The sequence below is a fragment of the Enterobacter sichuanensis genome (genome assembly GCF_009036245.1).
In the GTDB taxonomy this organism is placed as follows: Bacteria; Pseudomonadota; Gammaproteobacteria; order Enterobacterales; family Enterobacteriaceae; genus Enterobacter; species Enterobacter sichuanensis.
On sequence record NZ_CP027986.1, the window covers coordinates 1,856,058 to 1,876,630 of the forward strand.

At 52.9% G+C, this 20,573-nt stretch carries 23 protein-coding genes; 12 read left to right on the forward strand and 11 right to left on the reverse strand.

The window, feature by feature from the left end; translation table 11 throughout:
- The first annotated feature begins 75 nt into the window (after positions 1-75).
- The 3 genes from icd (at position 76) to C1N69_RS08840 (ending at position 2,071) form a co-directional block, all read left to right on the forward strand.
- Positions 76-1,326: an NADP-dependent isocitrate dehydrogenase gene (gene icd / locus C1N69_RS08830; protein ID WP_025758185.1), complete on the forward strand. Its 1,251-nt coding sequence runs from the start codon at positions 76-78 to the stop codon at positions 1,324-1,326.
- A 77-nt stretch (positions 1,327-1,403) separates the two neighbouring features.
- Complete coding sequence (locus C1N69_RS08835) at positions 1,404-1,751, forward strand: DUF1304 domain-containing protein (RefSeq protein ID WP_025758186.1); 348 nt, start codon at positions 1,404-1,406, stop codon at positions 1,749-1,751.
- A gap of 74 nt (positions 1,752-1,825) precedes the next feature.
- The gene (locus C1N69_RS08840; protein WP_155031005.1) at positions 1,826-2,071 is read left to right on the forward strand and encodes a DUF2543 family protein; all 246 of its coding nucleotides are present in this window, start codon (positions 1,826-1,828) and stop codon (positions 2,069-2,071) included.
- A 70-nt stretch (positions 2,072-2,141) separates the two neighbouring features.
- Here the strand turns inward: C1N69_RS08840 and C1N69_RS08845 are convergent, their stop codons facing one another.
- Complete coding sequence (locus tag C1N69_RS08845) at positions 2,142-3,650, reverse strand: EAL domain-containing protein (protein ID WP_155031006.1); 1,509 nt, start codon at positions 3,648-3,650, stop codon at positions 2,142-2,144.
- Positions 3,651-3,886: 236 nt separating this feature from the next.
- Between C1N69_RS08845 and C1N69_RS08850 the strand changes: the two genes are divergently transcribed.
- The 3 genes from C1N69_RS08850 (at position 3,887) to C1N69_RS08865 (ending at position 7,140) form a co-directional block, all read left to right on the forward strand.
- Positions 3,887-4,957 (forward strand): EAL domain-containing protein, encoded by a 1,071-nt coding sequence (locus C1N69_RS08850; protein WP_155031007.1) that lies wholly within the window; start codon positions 3,887-3,889, stop codon positions 4,955-4,957.
- 178 nt (positions 4,958-5,135) lie between these two features.
- Positions 5,136-6,608, forward strand: coding sequence for a sensor domain-containing diguanylate cyclase (locus C1N69_RS08855; protein WP_094918936.1), 1,473 nt, complete (start codon positions 5,136-5,138; stop codon positions 6,606-6,608).
- Positions 6,609-6,891: 283 nt separating this feature from the next.
- Complete coding sequence (locus C1N69_RS08865) at positions 6,892-7,140, forward strand: GlsB/YeaQ/YmgE family stress response membrane protein (protein ID WP_008500746.1); 249 nt, start codon at positions 6,892-6,894, stop codon at positions 7,138-7,140.
- 129 nt (positions 7,141-7,269) lie between these two features.
- On the opposite strand, the gene C1N69_RS08870 is transcribed toward C1N69_RS08865, so the two are convergent.
- Both C1N69_RS08870 and C1N69_RS08875 read right to left on the reverse strand, forming a co-directional pair.
- Positions 7,270-7,368: a YoaK family small membrane protein gene (locus C1N69_RS08870; protein WP_049003319.1), complete on the reverse strand. Its 99-nt coding sequence runs from the start codon at positions 7,366-7,368 to the stop codon at positions 7,270-7,272.
- Between the two features lie 45 nt (positions 7,369-7,413).
- Positions 7,414-8,442, reverse strand: a complete 1,029-nt coding sequence (locus C1N69_RS08875) for a sensor domain-containing diguanylate cyclase (RefSeq protein WP_025758194.1) — start codon at positions 8,440-8,442, stop codon at positions 7,414-7,416.
- Between the two features lie 308 nt (positions 8,443-8,750).
- Between C1N69_RS08875 and C1N69_RS08880 the strand changes: the two genes are divergently transcribed.
- Together C1N69_RS08880 and C1N69_RS08885 are read left to right on the forward strand one after the other, a co-directional pair.
- Positions 8,751-9,005: a putative hemolysin gene (locus C1N69_RS08880; RefSeq protein ID WP_047958296.1), complete on the forward strand. Its 255-nt coding sequence runs from the start codon at positions 8,751-8,753 to the stop codon at positions 9,003-9,005.
- 80 nt (positions 9,006-9,085) lie between these two features.
- On the forward strand, positions 9,086-9,391 hold the full coding sequence (locus C1N69_RS08885; protein WP_025758196.1) for a nuclear transport factor 2 family protein: 306 nt from the start codon (positions 9,086-9,088) through the stop codon (positions 9,389-9,391).
- Here the strand turns inward: C1N69_RS08885 and C1N69_RS08890 are convergent, their stop codons facing one another.
- Positions 9,392-9,736: a DUF488 domain-containing protein gene (locus C1N69_RS08890; protein ID WP_059385740.1), complete on the reverse strand. Its 345-nt coding sequence runs from the start codon at positions 9,734-9,736 to the stop codon at positions 9,392-9,394.
- 101 nt (positions 9,737-9,837) lie between these two features.
- Here C1N69_RS08890 and C1N69_RS08895 point away from each other — a divergent pair, with 101 nt between their 5' ends.
- Positions 9,838-10,545, forward strand: coding sequence for a CTP synthase C-terminal region-related (seleno)protein (locus C1N69_RS08895; protein WP_025758199.1), 708 nt, complete (start codon positions 9,838-9,840; stop codon positions 10,543-10,545).
- A gap of 31 nt (positions 10,546-10,576) precedes the next feature.
- Here C1N69_RS08895 and C1N69_RS08900 read toward each other — a convergent pair whose 3' ends face one another.
- Positions 10,577-11,764 carry a CynX/NimT family MFS transporter gene (locus C1N69_RS08900; RefSeq protein WP_155031009.1) on the reverse strand — a complete coding sequence of 396 codons (1,188 nt, stop codon included), beginning with the start codon at positions 11,762-11,764 and terminating at the stop codon, positions 10,577-10,579.
- Positions 11,765-11,863: 99 nt separating this feature from the next.
- Between C1N69_RS08900 and C1N69_RS08905 the strand changes: the two genes are divergently transcribed.
- Entirely contained in the window at positions 11,864-12,655 is a 792-nt protein-coding gene (locus C1N69_RS08905) for an AraC family transcriptional regulator (protein WP_155031010.1), read from the forward strand.
- Here C1N69_RS08905 and C1N69_RS08910 read toward each other — a convergent pair.
- Positions 12,639-13,085, reverse strand: a complete 447-nt coding sequence (locus C1N69_RS08910) for a DUF441 domain-containing protein (RefSeq protein ID WP_008500737.1) — start codon at positions 13,083-13,085, stop codon at positions 12,639-12,641. The two genes, C1N69_RS08905 and C1N69_RS08910, sit on opposite strands and share 17 nt — an antisense overlap.
- A gap of 144 nt (positions 13,086-13,229) precedes the next feature.
- Here C1N69_RS08910 and yoaI point away from each other — a divergent pair, with 144 nt between their 5' ends.
- The gene (gene yoaI / locus C1N69_RS08915; protein WP_094918996.1) at positions 13,230-13,334 is read left to right on the forward strand and encodes a small membrane protein YoaI; all 105 of its coding nucleotides are present in this window, start codon (positions 13,230-13,232) and stop codon (positions 13,332-13,334) included.
- Between the two features lie 21 nt (positions 13,335-13,355).
- Here yoaI and C1N69_RS08920 read toward each other — a convergent pair whose 3' ends face one another.
- The 3 genes from C1N69_RS08920 to yeaG form a co-directional block, all read right to left on the reverse strand.
- The gene (locus C1N69_RS08920) at positions 13,356-13,856 is read right to left on the reverse strand and encodes a YbaK/prolyl-tRNA synthetase associated domain-containing protein (RefSeq protein WP_047958302.1); all 501 of its coding nucleotides are present in this window, start codon (positions 13,854-13,856) and stop codon (positions 13,356-13,358) included.
- 98 nt (positions 13,857-13,954) lie between these two features.
- Entirely contained in the window at positions 13,955-15,238 is a 1,284-nt protein-coding gene (locus C1N69_RS08925; protein ID WP_047958303.1) for a YeaH/YhbH family protein, read from the reverse strand.
- Positions 15,239-15,312: 74 nt separating this feature from the next.
- Positions 15,313-17,247, reverse strand: coding sequence for a protein kinase YeaG (yeaG, locus tag C1N69_RS08930; RefSeq protein WP_025759338.1), 1,935 nt, complete (start codon positions 17,245-17,247; stop codon positions 15,313-15,315).
- Positions 17,248-17,678: 431 nt separating this feature from the next.
- Between yeaG and C1N69_RS08935 the strand changes: the two genes are divergently transcribed.
- Positions 17,679-18,425: a MipA/OmpV family protein gene (locus tag C1N69_RS08935; protein WP_025759337.1), complete on the forward strand. Its 747-nt coding sequence runs from the start codon at positions 17,679-17,681 to the stop codon at positions 18,423-18,425.
- A gap of 85 nt (positions 18,426-18,510) precedes the next feature.
- On the opposite strand, the gene C1N69_RS08940 is transcribed toward C1N69_RS08935, so the two are convergent.
- Entirely contained in the window at positions 18,511-19,395 is an 885-nt protein-coding gene (locus C1N69_RS08940) for a D-hexose-6-phosphate mutarotase (RefSeq protein ID WP_155031011.1), read from the reverse strand.
- A 72-nt stretch (positions 19,396-19,467) separates the two neighbouring features.
- Positions 19,468-20,463 carry a glyceraldehyde-3-phosphate dehydrogenase gene (gene gapA, locus C1N69_RS08945; protein WP_014831506.1) on the reverse strand — a complete coding sequence of 332 codons (996 nt, stop codon included), beginning with the start codon at positions 20,461-20,463 and terminating at the stop codon, positions 19,468-19,470.
- Positions 20,464-20,573: the final 110 nt, after the last annotated feature.

The following is a 20,573-nucleotide window of genomic DNA, read 5'->3' on the forward strand; positions in this document are numbered from 1 at the left end:
GGTACTATCGAAGGGCTCATTACAATTTATTAACATAAGATCAGTAACAACCAGAAGCGCTCGAAGGAGAGGTTAATGGAAAGCAAAGTAGTTGTTCCGGCGGAAGGTAAAAAGATCACCCTGCAAAACGGCAAGATTAACGTTCCTCACAATCCGATTATCCCGTTCATCGAAGGTGACGGTATCGGTGTAGACGTTACCCCGGCAATGCTGAAGGTGGTTGATGCCGCTGTTGAGAAAGCCTACAAAGGCGAGCGTAAAATTTCCTGGATGGAAATTTACACCGGTGAGAAATCGACTCAAGTTTATGGCCAGGACGTCTGGCTGCCAGCTGAAACGCTGGACCTGATCCGCGAATACCGCGTTGCTATCAAAGGCCCACTGACGACGCCAGTTGGCGGCGGTATCCGTTCTCTGAACGTGGCACTGCGTCAGGAGCTGGACCTGTACGTCTGTCTGCGTCCGGTTCGTTACTATCAGGGCACCCCAAGCCCGGTTAAGCACCCAGAACTGACCGATATGGTTATCTTCCGCGAAAACTCAGAAGACATCTACGCCGGTATCGAATGGAAAGCTGACTCTGCAGACGCAGAAAAAGTGATTAAATTCCTGCGCGAAGAGATGGGCGTGAAGAAAATTCGCTTCCCTGAGCATTGCGGTATCGGCATCAAGCCATGCTCCGAAGAAGGGACCAAGCGTCTGGTGCGTGCGGCCATTGAATACGCGATCACCAACGACCGTGACTCTGTGACCCTGGTTCACAAAGGCAACATCATGAAGTTCACCGAAGGCGCGTTCAAAGACTGGGGCTACCAGTTGGCGAAAGAAGAGTTCGGCGGCGAGCTGATCGACGGCGGCCCATGGCAGAAAATCAAGAACCCGAACACCGGCAAAGAGATCATCATTAAAGATGTGATCGCCGATGCGTTCCTGCAGCAGATCCTGCTGCGTCCAGCGGAATACGACGTGATCGCCTGTATGAACCTGAACGGTGACTACATCTCTGACGCCCTGGCCGCTCAGGTTGGCGGTATCGGTATCGCCCCTGGCGCGAACATCGGTGACGAGTGCGCCCTGTTCGAAGCGACCCACGGTACTGCGCCAAAATACGCAGGCCAGGACAAAGTGAACCCAGGCTCAATCATCCTGTCCGCAGAGATGATGCTGCGCCATATGGAATGGTTCGAAGCCGCAGACCTGATCGTTAAAGGGATGGAAGGCGCGATCAACGCGAAAACCGTAACTTACGATTTCGAACGTCTGATGGAAGGCGCTAAGCTGCTGAAATGTTCAGAGTTTGGCGACGCGATTATCGCGAACATGTAATCCAGATTCTGGGTTAACCTGTAACGGGAGCCTGAGGGTTCCCGTTTTTTTTGCCTCTGCCTGTGGGAGACAACACGATGTTAGCCACCGTCCTTATCACGGTTGTTGCGTTAATTCATCTCTATATTCTGGTGCTGGAGATGTTTCTGTGGAATACCAAAACCGGTCATAAGGCCTTTAACCTGCGTCCCGACTTTGCGCGCGACACCCGCGTGCTGGCCGCAAATCAGGGGCTTTATAACGGTTTTCTGGCGGCGGGGTTGCTCTGGAGCCTCTGGCTTGGCGAAAAAGGTATTCCGGTGGCGATCTTCTTCCTGGCCTGCGTGTTGATTGCCGGACTATTCGGCGCAGTCACCGCCAGCCGAAAAATTCTTTATGTGCAGGCCATGCCCGCGCTCGCAGCGCTGCTTGCGTTACTCATCTGAAGCAAGGCTTTGGTTGCGGGAAAGCGTCCGATATACTGATGCCTTTACCCTTACTGGTTAGCGACGAGACTGTTATGAACAACACTATCCCATTGAAATATTATGACATTGCCGAGGAATACGCGACGGAAGCGGCAGAGCAGGTCGCTGAGTCTGAGCACGATGCGCTGGCACATTATTTCCAGCTGCTGCTCACCCGTTTAGCGAATAATGAGGAGATAAGCGAGGACGCTCAGCAAGAGATGGCCGCAGAGGCCGGGATCCGCGCTACCCGCATTGATGATATTGCGAATTTCCTCAATCAGTGGGGAAATGAATAACCTGCCTCAAACACCCTTATGCTGATGCTTTGCCTGACCGCTCGGCATCACGCTATCGGACCACAGTCATTTATTCCGCAGAACATGCGACGCCAGTGAGTCGTTTTGCCAGCTCACTGCGGGTGAGTGATTTAGAAAAGTACCATCCCTGGATTAGCGCATCGGGATATCTGTCGGCAATGAAGCGATACTGTATTTCATTTTCCACCCCTTCAAATACCAGGGTTTTATTCAGTTTTGCCAGCGCGTCACTAAAGATCACAAAGATATTTTGCTTATAATGCTCGCTGATGCCATCAACCAGCGACTTATCGATTTTGATTTCATCATATTCGAGCAGCGACAGTCTGGCGAGGTTGGAGTTTTGCACGCCAAAATCATCGATTGATATTTTAACGCCGAGCGCTTTAAGCTCCTGACAAAATCCTTCGAGAATATCGGCACTGGAAACGGCTTTTTCAGATAGCTCAACCTTTACCAGGGAGAGGGGAAGGTGATTGGCCATACAGACTCGCTGCAAAACGTGAATAAACTGGCCGTCTTCAATTTCCTTGCGTCCAACATTCAGTGAGACAATCAGCTGATGTTTAATCGCCAGCGGAGCGATTTCAGAGAGCGATTTTTCGATAATGTTACAATAATATTTTTTATAGAGACCGATCTTCTTAATTAATGGAATGAAAAGCTCTGGGGAGACATCCCCCTGTTTTTGATCGCGCCATCTCGACAGCACTTCTACGCCCACTATTTTTTGATCGTGAATGCGAATAATCGGCTGATAGTTAACGCTGATGGTGTTCGTTAACACGGCTTTAATCAGCGTGCGTTCCAGCGAAAAACGATCTTCATAGAGACGGAAGATAAATAGCGTTATCGCGACCCAGATAAAATATAAAATGACAGCCAGAAGCGCAAAGATAAACGGGGGTAACGAGGCCAGCCCTGCGTCGTGATGCGTCACAATAACACACAGGTCCCAGAAGGCGCTGCACCGGGTAAGGGTCAGGGTAAACAACGTCGAATGCAGCCAGCTCTGCTGCGTTAACTCAGGGGCGGTGGTAAAAAACGTTCTGCCGAGGTCTTTGGTGGTGGCGCTCAGCGAATAGCTTGCCGTAACCGGGGTGAATTTATCGTAAGCATAGCGGGAGGTGAAAATAATAATATTGTTATAAATTGCCGCGTTGCCCGTGAAAAAATCTTTTCTGGAAAACTGCGCCAGCAGAAAGCCTCTCGGCGTTTTATGCAGTTCTGTGGGAAGCGCAACGGGCGTGGCAAGTTTTCCCCAAAACGCGGTACAGACTATTTTTCCATTTTCAATAAAACCGATATCACCGAAATAGAGGCTATCCAGCTTTATTTGTCTGTAGCTATCGAGACTGGATTTATCGCACCCTTGTGTCGTAATACTTTTCAGGGCCAGCGCTACGCTTTGGGAGAGATCTTCTGAATAGCGTAAGAGGGTATGGGATATTTCACGCTGTTTGCTCTTCTGCTGACCCACGATAACAGCATTGACCGCATAAAGAGAGAGGAGGACCAGAAGCGTTGAAACGATAGCAACGGCAATCATTTTTTTCATTTTCCAGCGATCCTGTCCACTCCCTGATTGCTCAAATATTAACACAGCCAGGGCAAGGCACAAGCCCGTCAGTCGCAGCCTGTGAGCGCTATCAGGTGGATGAACTCATACGAAAGCATCAGTTTTTTAAGATAAATCTCAGCTAAGCTTTTTTCATTGCTATTAAGGTACGCCGGTTTTGCCACAGACTTTTCTCCAGAACATCCATGCTTGTTTTTTCTATTAAGGAAAACATCGTGCGCAACGTAACGATCGCTATTGTCAGTGCTGTTTTTCTCTTTCTGAGCGGTATTTTGATCGTTAACGGGCAGTTGGCTAAACAGAATAATATTCATACCGCGACAGCCGTCAGTGCGGCTCAGGTCTGTACCCGTAGCGGACAACGGGTGTCAGGGACAGAGGCCGCGTTAAAACCGCATCAGCGCATCATCATGATCCTGCAGCAGGGATGGAGTCTCATATTGCTCGTTCTCGCGCTGTCCGTGACGGTGGGCATTTTAATCCACCGCTTCAAGGGAAAAAGCACCTCCATTGAAGACGATCTGCGTAAGGCCATTTTGCAGGGGGAGATTGTTCCCTATTATCAGCCCATCGTGAATGGTGATACCGGCGGGTTGTACGGCGTGGAAGTCCTGGCCCGATGGAAACATCCGAAATCAGGCTTTATCCCGCCGGATGTCTTTATCCCGATTGCTGAACGTAGCGGCTTGATTATTCCGCTGACCAAAGGGTTAATGGCGAAAGTGGTTACTCAGCTTAAGCCGCTGTTGTCGAAACTGCCGGACGGCTTTCATATTGGGGTGAACATCAGCGCCAGGCACATCAATGCTCCTTCTTTCATCGGCGATTGCCGCGTGTTCGGCAAAGGATTTCAGGGGAAAGAAGTCAAACTGGTGCTCGAGGTAACCGAGCGTGAGCCGCTGGTTGATAATCCTCACCTGGTGGAAAACCTCAATCTGCTGCATAAGGCTGGTTTTGTCATTGCCCTGGATGATTTTGGTACGGGCTATTCCGGGCTGTCGTGCCTTAATGCGCTTGCCATTGATTACATTAAAATTGATAAGAGTTTTGTGAACCGGGTATCAGAGGAGAAGGACTCCACGATCCTGCTGGACTGCGTTATTGATCTCGCGAAAAAACTCTCATTGCGTATTGTGGCGGAAGGTGTAGAAACGAAGGAGCAACTGGAGTATCTCAACCGTAATGAGATTACCCTGTTACAGGGATATTATTTTGGTAAACCCGTCTCCTATATAGACTTTATTAAAGTCATTTTATCTAAGCCCAGGGAGGCCGTAAGTCTGTAAAAACCTCGCCCTTTGCAGTACGCCAGGAATAAGGCGGTCGCCAGGCGGTGAAAAAAGAAATAAAGACGAGCTTCTGTTGTATGCTTAAGTGCAATTCATTTTCCTCTTATCCTGAGCTTTGTTACAGTGACAAGAGTTGTCAGCCAGGGACGTCAGGCGTGATAAGGTGGAATAGCTCGTGCATGTGAAAAATACTTTTTACACAACAACCATTACCGTCATCATTGTCTCCTTGATCATCTCGCTGTCGCTTGCCGTCCAAATTGCCACGTCCAGACAGCAGTCAATCCAGCAAATTAATACCAGCGTCGCCAACCTTAGCCATACCCTTGATGTCTACACCGAGGGGATCATGCGCCAGAGTGAAATGTTAATTACTACCGTTTCCGACATGATCGAAATTTATGGCATGACCGCGCAACAGGCGATCAATATTCAGCGGATGATAAACGATCAGGATAATCTTCTTACCCAGATTAATAATGTGGTTGTTTACAATGCACAGGGCGATATCTTTACCGCATTGCACGAAAGTTTTACCGGGCCGCGTAAAGGCTCGGACAGAGAATTTTTTATCTACCATAAGGAAAATAAAAATCAGCAGATTTTTATTGGTGAGCCGGTGGTAAGCAGAACCAATGGTAAATGGGTGATCACCATCAGTCGACGCCTTGAAACCCCTTCCGGGGCTTTTAACGGTGTCGTGGTGGTCACGCTGGGTATCGAGAATTTTCTCGCGCTGTACGGGCAGATTAATATCGGTCACTCGGGAGTGATTGGCTTAACGACACAATCTGGCGTGTTACTGGTCCGTTATCCTTTTAAAAATACCTATATTGGCACCATTGTTTCTGACTCACCCCTCTTCAGGAAATACCTCAAGGTACAAAATACAGGGATAGCCAGCTCCATCTCGCGGTTTGATAAAATCGAGCGCATTTATGCCTATGAGAAAAACAAACGCTATGGGTTGGTCACCACCGTGGCCGTCAGCATTGATGAAGCTCTCTCTGCCTGGCGCAAACAGGCCATTCAGCTGGCGGTACTGATTTTTGTTTTCGCGGCGATACTCATCGTTGCGTCATGGTTCCTCTATTCCGACTTGTCCCGAAAAGCGCGGGATAACAAAGCGCTAAAAATTATCGCCTCTGAGGATGCGCTGACCGGGCTGTACAACCGCCGCATCTTTGATGAAAGGATCCTCTCGGAAATCGCGCGGTGTGCTGCCCATGACGCACCGATATCAATGCTCCTTGTGGATGTGGATTACTTTAAAAAATACAACGATAACTACGGTCATCCGGAAGGGGACCGGTGCCTGGCATTGCTGGGTAACAGTCTCCGGGAGAGCCTGACCCGTGATAACCAGACTGTGGCGCGATATGGCGGAGAGGAGTTCGCTCTGATATTACCTGATACGGATATTCAGGAGGCGCTTCGTCTGGCGCAGACCATTATTCGCAATGTCTATTCCCTGCAAATCGATCATGCTTTTAGCCCCTTCAGGCGAGTTACCGTCAGCGTCGGGATTTCCACTGCGCGCGCTGTCGACATCGCAGGCAGCCAGCAGAACCTGATTATTGCCGCTGACCAGGCGCTCTACCAGGCAAAACGCGCCGGACGTAATCGTTATGCGTTTGTCGGGCTATGAGCAAAAAAAAGCCCACTCAGGAGTGGGCAAGAAATGCTGGAAGCAATGTGAGCAATGTCGTACTGAATACCTGAGTGTTTCTCTCAACTATTCAGTGTTGAGAAAGATAATCTTTCTCAACAAAAGATGCAACCCTACATTTCATGTGGCGCGATCTGTCCGCTGGCTAATCGTTACGCACTCTCTCGTTGTGATGCTTATCACGAATTTCCTTTCTCAGATCCTGTGCTATTCTTTTTTGTGTCGTTGATTTAATGACAAAAACCATACAGAGAGGAACGTTATGGGAATTTTATCCTGGATTATCTTTGGGCTTATTGCGGGTATTCTGGCGAAGTGGATCATGCCGGGCAAAGATGGCGGTGGGTTTATCGTCACCGTAATACTGGGTATTGTCGGCGCGGTAGTCGGCGGCTGGATCAGTACGTTGTTCGGGTTTGGCAAGGTCGATGGCTTTAACTTCGGTAGTTTCGCCGTCGCGGTGATTGGTGCACTGGTTGTTCTGTTTATCTACAGAAAGATCAAAAGCTAAGCCCTGTAAGCGTTAAAAAAGGCTGCCAGATGGCGGCCTTTTTACGTTGCGGGTTTACCACCAGCCAAGCTGCGTGCCGGCAAACGCCGCGAGGGCAACGATCAGCATAATGACGGTTGTTTTGCGCATTTATGCTCCTGGAGCCGCATAACCGCCGACAAAAAACCATGTTAAAAAGACCACCGCCGTTATAAAAATAACGACCGGGAAGAGGATCCCTATTCTCATACCATCACCTGTTTCGGTTTCTATAACGCCGTAGAGTGTACGGGGTTAATCCATAGTGAGAAAGCGTGTTTTGCTTTTTCCTTTCTTATCCTGATACATCGCGACGTCCGCGGCACGTAACGCGCTGTCCGGATCGGTTGCGCCTGGGTCAACTTCGATAACGCCGAGGCTGGCTCCCGGATAGATAATGTGAACGCTGCCCAGCCAGTATTCACCGGCAATACAGGCGCTGAGACGCGTTTTGAGCAGGGTGACCTGCGTGATATCGCCTTCACTGTGGGGCTGGCCCAGCGACGCCACCAGAAACTCATCACCACCCAGCCGGCCAATGATGTCGTCCTGCTGCTTTCCTTCCGTCAGACGCTTGCCCACTTCAACCAGGAACTGGTCACCGGCTTCGTGTCCATAACGGTCGTTAATCAGTTTGAAATCATCCAGATCGATAAACGCGATGATGGCGTTACGCTTCAGGTGCCGGGCCAGCGAAAACAGGGTGGTCAGATCCTCAAACAGGGCACGACGGTTGGGTAAACCGGTCAGGGCATCGGTATAAGAGTGCGCAATGAGGGCCGCGTTGGCTTCACGAAGTTGAGTGACCAGCGACTCCTTCTGGATGTACTGGCCAATCAAACCCGCGAATAATCTCAGCACCTGCTCACCGCGCTCGCTGAGGGGTTTCTTCGCCGTGCTGGTGGCGCAGAGCGTTCCGTACAATGAACCATCGGCAAGATGGACGGGAATGCTCATATAGGTAGTAATGCCAAGCGCTTTTGCCGCTTCACATTCAGGCCAGCGTTCGGGGACGTCGTTACTGAACAGGGTATCGCTATCCAGCGCGCGCTTGCACAGCGTTTCATCCCAGGGAACGCTCAACCCTTCGGGGATCGTCATCTGCTTGCTGTTGCGGGCGTAGAGGATATGCTGCAGCCGGGCCTGGATATCAACTTTAGTGAGGTAAGTTGACTCCATGTCGGTCACGATCTCCAGCATCTCCAGTAACTGACGAACGAGGCTTTCAAGGGATTGTTCAGTGGCGAGGGTTTCTGAAACACGGGCAAGGATAATATCCGACATGACGTAGAATGACTCCCAGGCAGAAGACGTCTGCATCTGCATGTTATGCTGAATTTTTAGGCTTCAGCCATAGTAAAACATGAATATAAAAAATTTAATATATGCGCGGGTTGGGGGAGAGGGCGAAAAAAGCCCCGGCGTTGAGGACCGGGGCAAAGACATCTTGATTACGGAATGATGTTCTCTGGTCATATCGAGAACATTCCGCACTATAGGCTGGAAAAGTGCAGTTAAAATGGAGAAATCATGGAGAACGCGGCACTGGCCCGTTACCCTTAGCCTGTCAAGATGTCAAAAGGATCAATAAGATGAGATTTCTGCTTCTGGCCCTTGCGCTACCGCTGGCGGCCTGCACCACAAAAACTCCCCCACCGGATGCGCCTCAGCCACCGCATGCTATCGGGATGGCTAACCCGGCTTCCGTTTACTGTCTGGAAAAAGGGGGGGAACAGATCCCGATCCAGAGCCCACAGGGCGTGCGCACGGAGTGCAAATTACCCGATGGTAAAGTGATCGATGAATGGGACCTCTACCGTCGCGATCACCCGCAACCCGCCAGGTGACAGCGGGGCCGGGATTGCGATACACTTCTCTTTAGGATTATTCTTAGCCAGTTTCTGGCCATCGTTATCGTGAGAGAAGTATGTTTCAGCTTAAACCGGGCAGCATGGCGTTGATCGTGGGTGCCCGCACGGCGTCAGGCCGTCGCAATATTGGTAAATCTGTTGAGTTATTTGGCCTTTGCCAGCCCGGCCTGCGCTTCGTTAACCCGGTTAACGGCGTAATGACACAATTACCCGCCACGGCAGATCGCGCACTTTGGCTGGTGACGGGTGATGTCTACGCCTTTGACAATCAGCATGGCTTTGCGTTTGTTCGCGCCGAACATCTGATGCCGCTCAACCCGGATGAAGCACCGCAGATTCTCGGTGAACTCACCGTCAGCTGATTACAGATGGCGCAGCCAGTCAGCTAAGACCTGCGCGTGATTTTGTTCCGTGTTTTTGGCAGCAAACAGCAGCGTGACGGTCTGCTTTTTGGCCCGCGCCGCCAGACGCATGCCGTCGTCCACATGCTGCGCCAGCTCTTCCCGATAGGCCTGACTGAAGGCCGCGAAATCAAGAGTTTCGCTGTGAAAGGCCTTGCGTAATTCATTCGACGGCGCGAGCGCTTTACACCATTCATCATAGGCGAGGTCCGTTTTTTTAACCCCGCGCGGCCACAGTCGGTCCACCAGCACCCGATAGCCGTCGTCCGGGCTAGCCTGTTCGTATACCCGTTTGCATTGAATCATGATCCCACCCTCCCAATTTAAGGTATTGTGATAACTGCAAAAGATCGGTAGTCTGAGGTTCCTTATGTTATCTGATAATTCTCTGGCATAAGGAACCTTTCATGGAACACCTCCCGGTTAAAACGACGCTGCGCATTGCGCTGGTTGGCGACTACAATCCCGCTGTTATTGCGCATCAGGCGATCCCGTTGGCCATTGACGATGCCGCTGCCGTCCTTGACCTCACCGCCGATTACGACTGGCTTGCCACCACGGAGCTCACCAGCCCGGAAGATCTGGTGGGCTACGATGCCATCTGGCTGGTTCCTGCAAGTCCCTATAAAAACACGGAAGCCGCTTTTATCGCCGCGCGCTACGCCCGTGAAAACGGCATTCCGTTCCTGGGCACCTGCGGTGGGTTCCAGCATGCGCTGATCGAGTATGCCCGTAATGTGTTGGGCTGGAGCGATGCGGCACACGCTGAGACGGATACCGAAGGCACTATGGTGATTGCGCCGCTCACCTGCTCGCTGGTGGAAAAAACCGATGCCATTGAGCTGCGTAATAATACGCTGATTGCGAAAGCGTACGGTAAGCCGGAAATTGAAGAGGGGTATCACTGTAATTATGGCGTGTCGCCGGCCTTTGCCCAGGCGCTGGAGAGCGGTGATATGCATGTCACAGGCTGGGACGATCAGGGAGAAATTCGTGCCGCGGAACTGGTTACCCACCCGTTCTTTGTGATCACCTTATTCCAGCATGAGCGTGCTGCGCTGGAAGGCCGTCCGGTGGTGCTGGTACAGGCGATGCTGCGCGCGGCCCGCGGATAAAAAAGGCAGACCCGAGGGTCTGCCTCCGTGTTTAACGGGGCGCGATCTCCCGGTCTCGCCCGGCCAGCATGCCGCAGACGGCCATGATCACAGCGGCCAGCGCGCAGCCCAGAAGCGGGAGACGCCAGTCTCCCGTGGAATCATGAATTTTCCCCATTACCGGCGGGCCGCAGGCCGCGAGCAGATAACCAATCGACTGTGCCATGCCGGACAGCGCCGCCGCCTGATGCGCAGAGCTGGCGCGCAGGCCGATGAACGTCAGACCGAGGATCATCGTTGCCCCGGTACCAAAGCCAAACACCAGCGTCCACATTACCGCCAGCTCAGGCATAAACCACAGGCCCGCCGCACTCACCGCGCACATCAGCGCCACCGCGCCGGCGATGCCCCGCTGATCCTTCAGACGGTGGAGGATCAGCGGAACGGCAAGACCCGGTACCGCCGTGGCCAGCTGTAAAAGTCCATGCACCGAGCCGGCCTGCGCTTCGCTGTAGCCGTGGCTGAGCAGTATCGCCGGCAGCCAGCCGATGATGACGTAGTAAATCAGCGAGTTGATCCCCAAAAAGAGCGTCACCTGCCAGGCGAGAGCCGAGCGCCAGATGGCGCGGTTATGCAGCGCGCCAGCGCCCGTGACCGTCGCGGCGTGTTCCTGACGCCACTGCGGCAGCCACAGCAGCAGCGCGAGCAGTGGAAATACCATCAGCATCAGCAGCGCGCCATGCCAGCCCGCCGCCCCCTGCGCCAGGGGAACAATCAGTGCCGAGCCGAACGCCGCCGACACGCCCATCGTCAGGGAATAGGCACCGGTGAGTTTCGCCACCTGGCCGGGAAAGTCACGTTTAATTAACCCGGGTAACAGTACATTGCCGAGCGCAATGCCGCAGCCTATCACCGCCGTTCCAGCGAAAAGCGCAGCGGCGGAGGGCAGGGAGCGCACGGCAATCCCGGCGCAAATCAACAGCAGGGCGATAAACAGGCTGCGCTCCATGCCGATGCGCCGGGCCACACCGGCTGCAAGCGGCGAGACCAGAGCGAAGGCCAGCAGCGGCAGGGTGGTCAGCAGACCGGTTTGCGCCGTGCTTAAGCCATAATCAAGACGAATAGTATCGAGCAGCGGGGCTGCCCCGGTAAAGGTGACGCGAAGCGTTGTGGCAATCATCAGGATGCCTGCGATCAGCAGCACGCCGTGTTTTCCTGAGGTGCGAAGTGCAGTAGTCATTTTGTTCTCATACGTTCAAGCGAGTGCACACCATACCGATTTTCGCGGCGGTTGAAATCAGGCTAAAATGACAGTTTATCGCTAAAATCGGACAACCTGATGATTGGTCTGGGACTGGACGGCTACGATCCTGATAGCCAGCACGATGCGGCCGTCGCATTTCGCATTCGCGTGGTGGCAGAGGAACAATATATTCCGCTTCATCACCACCGCAAGGGACAGCTAATTCTGGCTCTTGGCGGGGCGATCACCTGCGAAGTGGAAAATGCCATGCTGATGGTGCCGCCTCAGTATGCCGTCTGGATCCCCGGCCAGATGCCGCACAGCAACAGAGCCACGCCGGGGGCACAACTCTGCTTTCTGTTCATTGAACCGGGGGCCGCGCGGTTGCCCGACCGCTGCTGCACCCTGAAAATCTCCCCGCTGGTACGGGAATTGATTTTATCGCTGGCAGAAAAATCACGTGAACAGTTGCACCTTGCGGCCACCTCGCGGCTGGTGAATGTCCTGTTTGATGAACTGCCGCTCCAGCGCCAGGAGCATCTGCAACTGCCCGTCTCACCCCATCCCAAAATCCGGCTGATGAGCGAGAAGATGGCGGAAGAGCCGGCGGCCTGGCAGACGCTGGCGCAGTGGGCAAGCCACTTTGCCATGAGCGAACGCAACCTGGCACGGCTGGTGGTGAAAGAGACCGGCTTGAGCTTTCGCCGCTGGCGTCACCAGCTGCAGTTGATTGTGGCGTTACAGCATTTGATTAGCGGCAAATCAGTGCAGCAGGTGGCTCAGTCACTGGGCTATGACTCGACCACCGCGTTTATCACCATGTTTAAAAAGGGGCTGGGTCAGACGCCGGCGCGTTATATGGCCAGCCTGACTACGACTTCCCGATAAACAGCGAGACAAGACCCGCCGCAATCAGCGGGCCCACCGGAACGCCGCGAAAGAGCGCCACACCCAGCACGGTGCCCACCAGCAGGCCCGCTACCAGCGAGGGCTGGCTGCTCATCAGCGTGACGCCGCGTCCCCCCAGCCACGAAACAAAAATCCCCACCGCGATCGCCACCAGCGATTTCCAGTTGACGAACGAGTGCAGCAGCGTTGAGGCGGGAAGGGTACCGCTGGCGATGGGCGCCATCACCCCAATGGTTAAAATGATGATCCCGATGGTCAGCCCTTGTTTTTCTATCCACGGGAAAAAGGTATTTAGCGGCGTTACGCGCACAATGATAAGCACCAGAATCGAGATGGCGACGGTAGTGTTATGGCTGATAAAGCCGAGCGCGGCGAGCGCCAGCAGAATGAGCAAAGTCGGGTCAAACATAGGGGAATCCTTGCCAGAAAAATGATCCTGCTTACTGTACGCGGAAAAACGGTGGACAGGTTTAAAAAGATTTTTATCGCTGTCATAACCTTGTCATTTACGCGGATTAAAACGAAGGGAGATATCGCAAAAGGGGTCGCCATCATGAACGATCACATGTTTGTCGAAACGCTGATTATCTCCTCATCGTTTTTCGCCATCGCCGTTATTCTGGTCGCTTCCGTGCTGCTTCTGGAAAGAAAAGGCTGACAGGAGCGCCAGCCAGCGCGGTCAGGCTCTGTGGAACGCCACCAGCTCTGGACGGGCGATGCGCAGGTAATCCTGGGTGTCCATAATCACGGATTTCTCCAGCAGACCAGCGTTAAACGCGATTTCGTCAACGCGCTCGAACAGCAGCGGGTCGGCAACCAGCGCCAGATCAGGATGGAAGCTAAAGGGCGGGATGGCGCCAAACACGCAGGCGGTGAGAGCATCGACCTCAGCCGGGCTGGCGAGAGAGGCTTTCAGCCCACCAAAATGGCTGGCAAGCTGGCTCAGGTCGGCCTGCAGATCGGCGGCCAGGATTGCCAGAACGTGTTTTTTTACGCCGTTTCCCTTCACTTTGCACACCAGCGCTTTTGCCCCCTGGCGCAGTTCGGTCCCGCGAATTTCACTTACCGCTTCGCATTTTCCGACCGCCTCATGCTCCATGATGCGAAACCGTGCGCCCTGCTCGGTGAGTAAAGTAATCAGTTGCTGATGGGTTCCTGCCCCAATAACCTCGCCAGTCATAACGTTTTCCCGGTGAAAATCCAGTAGGTAGCCTTCTACATTAGCACGGGATGTACGGGGTCGAAAGAAAACAGCCAGCGGGTTCGCTGGCTGTTGGATTATGCGTTGCTGGTGGCGGACTGCTTGTGAAACAGCTCCCTGAACACGGGATAAATATCATCCTGGTCACGGATGTGCTGCATGGCAAAATTATCAAACATCGACTGCAGATGTTCATACTCCCGCCACAGGGTCTGGTGTGCGCGACGGGTGATTTCGATATAGCTGTAGTAACGCACCACCGGCAGAATCTTTTTCGCCAGAATTTCGTGACACAGCGGTGAGTCATCTGCCCAGTTATCGCCGTCCGACGCCTGCGCGGCATAGATGTTCCACTGCGCCGGGTCGTAACGCTCTTTCACCACTTCATCCATCAGCTTCAGCGCGCTCGAGACGATGGTGCCCCCGGTCTCCTGAGAGTAGAAGAACTCATGTTCATCCACCTCTTTGGCCTGGGTATGGTGGCGAATATAGACCACTTCCACGTTCTTATACGTTCGGCTCAGGAACAGGTAGAGCAGAATATAAAAACGCTTCGCCATATCTTTGGTGGCCTGGTCCATTGAGCCGGATACGTCCATCAGACAGAACATCACTGCCTGGCTGGAGGGTTCCGGACGCTTTTCGTAGTTCTTGTAGCGCAGATCAAAGGTGTCGATAAACGGTACCCGGTCGATCTTCGCTCTCAGCTCGGCAATCTCTTTACGCAGGCGCTCCTCTTCCAGCAGTTGCGCCGGTTCGCTGTTTTCCACCACCTTCAGGCTGCTCTCCAGTTCACGCAGCTCACGACGTTTTCCTGCCGTCATGGCCGTGCGTCGCGCCAGCGAGTTCTGCAGCGAACGCACGACGCTGATATTGGCGGGCACGCCGTTGGCGGTATAACCCGCGCGATGGGTTTTGTATTCATTGAGCTGACGGTGCTGATTCTTTTTCAGATTCGGCAGCGCCAGGTCTTCGAACAGCAGGTCGAGATATTCATCTTTTGAGATCTGGAAGACAAATTCGTCCTGACCTTCACCGTCCTGGCTGGCCTGTCCCTGACCGCTTCCTGAACCACCGCCGCCGCCCTGAGGACGCTCAATTCTGTCGTTCTGAACGAAGTGGTCATTACCTGGGTGTACGCGATGGCGCAGGCCGCCTCGCCCTTGATGAAACATCGGTTCGCTGATGTCATCGGTGGGGATGGAGACAGACTCGCCGCTGTCGACGTCGGTCACCGAGCGTTTGTTGATGGCCTCGGAGATAGACTGTTTAATTTGCGCTTTATAACGACGCAAGAAGCGCTGGCGGTTCACCGTGCTCTTGTTTTTGCCGTTAAGACGCCGGTCAATAAACCAGGTCATATACCCCCCGTACTGCATTTGCCAACTTGCATTTTGTAGGCCCGGCAGGCGTTAAACGCCACCGGGCACTTGTTTTAAGACGATTTACGCACACGCAGATACCATTCGCAGAGCAGGCGAACCTGTTTGCGGGTGTAGCCTTTCTCCATCATACGGTCGACAAAATCGTCGTGCTTTTTCTGTTCATCGGTTGAGGTTTTGGTGTTAAACGAGATCACCGGCAACAGCTCTTCGGTATTAGAGAACATTTTCTTCTCAATGACCGTGCGCAGCTTCTCGTAGCTGGTCCAGTTCGGATTGCGGCCGTTGTTGTGCGCTCTGGCGCGCAGGACGAAGTTCACAATCTCGTTACGGAAGTCTTTCGGGTTGCTGATCCCGGCCGGCTTCTCGATTTTTTCCAGCTCCGCGTTCAGGGATTCACGGTCAAACAGCTGGCCGGTATCCGGGTCGCGGTATTCCTGATCCTGGATCCAGAAGTCAGCGTAGGTGACATAACGGTCGAAAATGTTCTGCCCGTATTCTGAATAGGACTCCAGGTAGGCCGTCTGGATCTCTTTGCCAATGAACTCGGCGTATTTTGGAATAAGGTAACCTTTCAGGAACTCCAGGTAGCGTTCAGCCTGCTCCTGTGGGAACTGCTCGCGTTCGATTTGCTGCTCCAGCACGTAGAACAGATGAACCGGGTTAGCCGCCACTTCCGCATGGTCGAAGTTAAAGACGCGGGAGAGGATCTTAAACGCAAAACGCGTGGACAGACCGTTCATCCCTTCATCAACCCCGGCGTAATCGCGGTATTCCTGATAGGACTTCGCTTTCGGGTCGGTATCTTTCAGGCTTTCACCATCGTATACGCGCATTTTTGAGTAGATGCTGGAGTTTTCGGGCTCTTTCAGACGCGACAGGATAGAGAAGCGTGACAGCGTTTCCAGGGTGCCGGGCGCGCATGGGGCATGCGCCAGCTCACTGTGATTAAGCAATTTCTCGTAAATTTTGATCTCTTCGGAGATCCGCAGGCAATAAGGCACTTTGACGATGTAAACGCGGTCAAGGAAGGCCTCATTGTTTTTGTTATTACGGAAAGTCACCCATTCAGATTCGTTCGAGTGGGCGAGAATGATCCCGTTAAACGGCAGGGCGGAGATACCTTCCGTCCCGTTATAGTTCCCTTCCTGGGTCGCCGTCAGCAGTGGATGCAGCACTTTGATCGGTGCTTTAAACATCTCGACGAATTCCATTATCCCCTGGTTTGCGCGGCAGAGCGCGCCGGAGTAACCGTAGGCATCCGGGTCATTCTGCGCGAAGTTTTCCAGCTTACGGATATCGACTTTACCCACCAGAGCGGAGATGTCCTGGTTGTTCTCATCCCCGGGTTCTGTTTTCGCGATGGCAATCTGTTCCAGGATAGACGGCCAGACTTTCACCACGCGGAATTTGGTGATGTCGCCGCCAAACTCGTGCAGACGTTTCGCCGCCCACGGCGACATGATGGTGCCGAGATAGCGACGCGGGATGCCATACTCTTTATCCAGAATTTGCGCATCTTCCTGCGGGTTAAACAGGCACAGCGGATGGTCGTTGACCGGGCTGCGCTCGCCGTTCGCGCTCAGCACATAGATAGGTACGCGCTGCATCAACGACTTCAGGCGTTCTGCCAGCGAGGACTTACCGCCCCCCACCGGACCGAGTAAATAGAGGATCTGTTTCTTCTCTTCCAGGCCCTGAGCAGCATGCTTCAGGTAAGAGACGATTTGTTCAATGGCATCTTCCATACCATAGAACTCTTCAAACGCCGGGTAGCGGGCGACCACCCGATTCGAAAAGAGACGGGAAAGCCGGGGTTCCAGGGCAGTATCAACCATGTTTGGCTCACCAATAGCCATCAATAGCCGTTCTGCCGCATTGGCATAAGCACTGCGATCTTGCCGACAGATGGTAAGAAACTCCTGCAGTGTGAACTCTTCGTCCTTGGCAGCTTCATAACGCTGGCGATAGTGATCGAATATATTCATGGCATGCCGTCCTTTCGTTTTTTAGCACAGGATAAGAGCCGTTCGTATGAGTAGTGGAGGCTCCCGGAAGAGGATCTCTCGCACCTCACTGCCAGAGCAGCAACCTGTGTGCCAGGTCGGACGCTAAGCACCGCGGGGTGTTCAGGAAAACTCTTCTTAAATTAAAGCGTAGATGGCATTTGCAAAACTTGCATGCCGATAAAATCTAATTTCAATGACATATCAATAACTCATCCAAAAATTTCCACTGTGGTGATAAGGCAAATGCCCCTTTTTCATACAGTGGTCATATAAATGAAAGCGGGTTGTCATCTGAAAAGTTAAAAATAATGGGTTAATCAGACTGATTAGCAGGCAAAAAATTTTGGGATGTACGGGAATGGCGGTTACACTTCACCCGCTGATTATTTGACTACAGGAAAGAATGGATTGTGACCAAACTCAAACTTCTGGCATTGGGCATCCTTGCCGCGACCGCAGTAAGCACCGCACAGGCGGAAAGTCAGTGGACGGTTGGCGCGGGCGTTGGCGTCATTAACAGCCCGTACAAACAGTATGACCGTGATCTTTATCCCGTTCCCGTTGTCACCTATGAAGGCGATAACGTCTGGTTCCATGGGCTCGGCGGTGGCTACTATTTGTGGAACGATACGGCCGATAAGCTCTCCATTATGGCTTACTACGACCCAACGCACTTCAAGCCGGGCGACAGCGACAGCCACGCGCTTCGTCAGCTCGACAAGCGTAAAGGCACCCTGATGGCTGGGCTTTCCTATGTGCATAACACCCAGTACGGTTTCCTGCGTACTGCCCTCGCGGGTGACACGCTGGATAACAGCAACGGCTTTATCTGGGATCTGGCGTGGTTATACCGCTACACCAACGGTGCACTGACCCTGACGCCAGGTATCGGTGTGCAGTACAACAGCGAGAACTACAACGACTACTATTACGGCGTCTCTAAAAACGAATCCCGTCGCAGTGGTCTGAAAAGCTACAGCGCTGATGATGGCTGGAATCCCTACCTGGAGCTGACTGCTAGCTATAACTTCCTCGGGGACTGGAGCGTATACGGTACTGGCCGTTACGAGCGTCTGAGCGATGAGGTGAAAGACAGCCCGATGGTCGACAAGTCCTGGGCAGGCATTTTCTCAGTCGGTGTGACCTACAAGTTCTGATTGCACTACTAACGTGCAGTCCGTGCATTAAAACGGGGCGCTTGCGCCCCGTTTGCTTTGATATGGTGCAGAGAAGCACAATCCCCTAGCGCTTCACAATCTTGATTGCCTGTCCTAAGCGAGAGGGTTTTTCATCGCTCGCTTTCTGCGGCGTGCTCACGCAAGCGGTTTCCACACAGACAAATGTTTTATACCCCTCATCCGTCATGTCGGCCATGCTGACAGAAAGCGCCGGGCCCGGGTTCCAGCCCACCACGTCGCTGTGATGATGATGAACCACTTCGATGCCACGGTTCAGGGCGCCGTCGTGGATCACACTGCAGGCTTCCGGATGCAGATAGACGCGGTCGGTACGGTCAGGGAAAGTCTGTACCCCGTCGCTCAGTTTACCTTCTTTCGCGTTGTCGACTTTGTCGATATACGTATCGCCAAGGCCGCTCACCTTCACCGCGCCGATGTCACCCACGTGGAAGTAGGTATGCAGGGCAGAGGTGGTTTCGAACTCACCGTGGGCTTCCAGTTCAATTTCACAGGTCTTACCCAGCTTAAAGCGGGCGTACAGGGTGAAATCATGCGGCCAGAGGGCGCGGGTTTGATCATTCGCCTGAAGTTCAAAGGTCAGCACGGCACCGTTGTCATCTTCATTATGCGCTTTCAGGGGCCACTGCTGGTTACGGGCAAACCCGTGGGAAGGCAGACCCGGCTGTGCGGACGGGCCAAACCATGGCCAGCAGATCGGTACGCCACCGCGGATGGCTGCCCCTTTTTTAAAAGAGGTCGCATCGCTCAGCCATAAAGCTTCTGCTTCACCTTCCGGTTTCCAGGAGAGCAGGTGAGCGCCGTTCAGTGCCACGGAGGCTTTAACGCGCGGATGGTCAACGACGATGACATCGGCACCGTCAATCTGACGGCGGGAAAGCACAGGGGTAAGCTGTTCGACTACCGGAAGTGCAAAAATTTTATTAATCATTAAGCAATCCTCTGTCTTGGCAATAAAAAAGGCGACCGAAGTCGCCTTTTTGGATCAAACACTCATCTCAACTTATTTGGAGATGTGAGCGATCAGGTCCAGTACTTTGTTAGAGTAGCCGGTTTCGTTGTCGTACCAGGATACCAGTTTAACGAAGTTGTCGTTCAGTGCGATACCTGCTTTAGCATCGAACACGGAAGTGCACACTTCGCCGTTGAAATCGGTAGATACAACGTCGTCTTCGGTGTAACCCAGAACGCCTTTCATTGCGCCTTCGGAAGCAGCTTTGATTGCTTTCTTAATTTCTTCATAAGAAGCAGCTTTTTCCAGACGAACGGTCAGGTCAACAACGGATACGTTAGGAGTTGGAACGCGGAACGCCATACCAGTCAGTTTGCCGTTCAGTTCTGGCAGTACTTTACCTACTGCTTTAGCAGCACCGGTAGAGGATGGGATGATGTTCTGAGCCGCGCCACGGCCGCCGCGCCAGTCTTTGTGAGACGGGCCGTCAACGGTTTTCTGAGTAGCGGTGGTTGCGTGAACGGTAGTCATCAGACCTTCGATGATGCCGAAGTTGTCGTTGATAACTTTAGCCAGCGGTGCCAGGCAGTTGGTGGTGCAGGATGCGTTAGAAACGATGTCCTGGCCAGCGTAAGTCTCGAAGTTTGCACCACGAACGAACATTGGGGTGTTGTCTTTGGAAGGACCCGTCAGAACAACTTTTTTCGCACCCGCAGTGATGTGTTTACGTGCAGTTTCGTCGGTCAGGAAGATACCGGTTGCTTCAGCAACAACATCAACACCGATTTCGTTCCATTTCAGGTTAGCTGGGTCTTTCTCAGCAGTAACGCGGATGGTTTTGCCGTTAACAACCAGGTGGCCGTCTTTCACTTCAACGGTGCCGTCGAAACGACCGTGAGTTGAGTCGTACTTCAGCATGTACGCCATGTATTCAGCGTCCAGGAGATCGTTGATACCAACGATTTCGATGTCAGAACGTTTCTGAGCAGCACGGAAAACAATACGGCCGATACGGCCAAAACCGTTGATACCTACTTTGATAGTCATATATTCCACCAGCTATTTGTTAGTGAATAAAAGGTTGCCTGTAAAATTACAAAAACCTTACGCAGCGTCAAGCGGAATCGTGTCAATCATTGCGACAAATCAATCCTGTG

Bases quoted from the DNA above. Each gene is read 5' to 3' on its own strand.
- icd (WP_025758185.1), top strand. From the start codon at position 76: ATGGAAAGCAAAGTAGTTGTTCCGGCGGAAGGTAAAAAGATCACCCTG.
- C1N69_RS08835 (WP_025758186.1), top strand. From the start codon at position 1,404: ATGTTAGCCACCGTCCTTATCACGGTTGTTGCGTTAATTCATCTCTAT.
- C1N69_RS08840 (WP_155031005.1), top strand. From the start codon at position 1,826: ATGAACAACACTATCCCATTGAAATATTATGACATTGCCGAGGAATAC.
- C1N69_RS08845 (WP_155031006.1), bottom strand. From the start codon at position 3,650: ATGAAAAAAATGATTGCCGTTGCTATCGTTTCAACGCTTCTGGTCCTC.
- C1N69_RS08865 (WP_008500746.1), top strand. From the start codon at position 6,892: ATGGGAATTTTATCCTGGATTATCTTTGGGCTTATTGCGGGTATTCTG.
- C1N69_RS08870 (WP_049003319.1), bottom strand. From the start codon at position 7,368: ATGAGAATAGGGATCCTCTTCCCGGTCGTTATTTTTATAACGGCGGTG.
- C1N69_RS08875 (WP_025758194.1), bottom strand. From the start codon at position 8,442: ATGTCGGATATTATCCTTGCCCGTGTTTCAGAAACCCTCGCCACTGAA.
- C1N69_RS08880 (WP_047958296.1), top strand. From the start codon at position 8,751: ATGAGATTTCTGCTTCTGGCCCTTGCGCTACCGCTGGCGGCCTGCACC.
- C1N69_RS08885 (WP_025758196.1), top strand. From the start codon at position 9,086: ATGTTTCAGCTTAAACCGGGCAGCATGGCGTTGATCGTGGGTGCCCGC.
- C1N69_RS08890 (WP_059385740.1), bottom strand. From the start codon at position 9,736: ATGATTCAATGCAAACGGGTATACGAACAGGCTAGCCCGGACGACGGC.
- C1N69_RS08895 (WP_025758199.1), top strand. From the start codon at position 9,838: ATGGAACACCTCCCGGTTAAAACGACGCTGCGCATTGCGCTGGTTGGC.
- C1N69_RS08900 (WP_155031009.1), bottom strand. From the start codon at position 11,764: ATGACTACTGCACTTCGCACCTCAGGAAAACACGGCGTGCTGCTGATC.
- C1N69_RS08905 (WP_155031010.1), top strand. From the start codon at position 11,864: ATGATTGGTCTGGGACTGGACGGCTACGATCCTGATAGCCAGCACGAT.
- C1N69_RS08910 (WP_008500737.1), bottom strand. From the start codon at position 13,085: ATGTTTGACCCGACTTTGCTCATTCTGCTGGCGCTCGCCGCGCTCGGC.
- yoaI (WP_094918996.1), top strand. From the start codon at position 13,230: ATGAACGATCACATGTTTGTCGAAACGCTGATTATCTCCTCATCGTTT.
- C1N69_RS08920 (WP_047958302.1), bottom strand. From the start codon at position 13,856: ATGACTGGCGAGGTTATTGGGGCAGGAACCCATCAGCAACTGATTACT.
- C1N69_RS08925 (WP_047958303.1), bottom strand. From the start codon at position 15,238: ATGACCTGGTTTATTGACCGGCGTCTTAACGGCAAAAACAAGAGCACG.
- yeaG (WP_025759338.1), bottom strand. From the start codon at position 17,247: ATGAATATATTCGATCACTATCGCCAGCGTTATGAAGCTGCCAAGGAC.
- C1N69_RS08940 (WP_155031011.1), bottom strand. From the start codon at position 19,395: ATGATTAATAAAATTTTTGCACTTCCGGTAGTCGAACAGCTTACCCCT.
- gapA (WP_014831506.1), bottom strand. From the start codon at position 20,463: ATGACTATCAAAGTAGGTATCAACGGTTTTGGCCGTATCGGCCGTATT.